At 66.7% G+C, this 837-nt stretch carries 1 protein-coding gene; it reads left to right on the forward strand.

Features of this window, described 5'->3' with window-relative positions:
- On the forward strand, positions 1–837 hold an 837-nt coding region (locus tag F0Q45_RS26325), incomplete at both ends, for a serine/threonine-protein kinase (protein WP_149656632.1).

Raw genomic sequence — 837 nt, forward strand, 5'->3', positions numbered from 1 at the left:
CGGCTGCTGGGCCGGGGCGGGATGGGCGAGGTCTATGAGGCTGAGCACACCGTGAAGGAGTGGACGGTCGCGGTCAAGCTGATGACCGCCGAATTCAGCAAGGACCCGGTGTTTCGCGAGCGAATGAAGCGCGAAGCCCGCATCGCCGGGCGTTTGCAGGAACCCCACGTCGTACCCATCCACGACTACGGCGAAATCGACGGGCAAATGTACCTAGAGATGCGCCTGATCGAGGGCACCGACCTCGACAACATCCTCAAGCGCTACGGACCGCTCACCCCGCCGCGCGCGGTGGCCATCATCACCCACATCGCCTCCGCGCTAGACGCCGCGCACGCCGCCGGGGTGATGCACCGCGACGTCAAACCGCCCAACGTGCTGATCACCCGCGACGACTTCGCGTACCTGGTCGACTTCGGCATCGCCAGCGCCACCACCGACGAAAAGCTGACCCAACTGGGCACCGCCGTAGGCACCTGGAAATACATGGCCCCCGAACGATTTTCAAACGACGAGGTCACCTACCGCGCTGACATCTACGCATTGGCCTGTGTGCTCTACGAGTGCCTAACCGGGTCCCCGCCCTACCGCGCCGACAGCGCCACCACCTTGGTCACCGCCCATTTGATGGACCCCATCCCGCAGGCCAGCGCCGCCCGCTCCGGCATCCCCAAGGCACTCGACGCGGTGATCGCACGCGGCATGGCTAAAAAACCCGAGGACCGCTACGCCAGCGCCGGCGACCTGGCACGGGCCGCACACGACGCGCTCAGCGTCCCCGATCAAGACCACGCCGCCGACATCCTGCGCCGCAGCCAGGAAGCCACCCTGCCCGGC

The sequence above is a fragment of the Mycobacterium simiae genome (genome assembly GCF_008370645.1).
Classification (GTDB): domain Bacteria; phylum Actinomycetota; class Actinomycetes; order Mycobacteriales; family Mycobacteriaceae; genus Mycobacterium; species Mycobacterium simiae_A.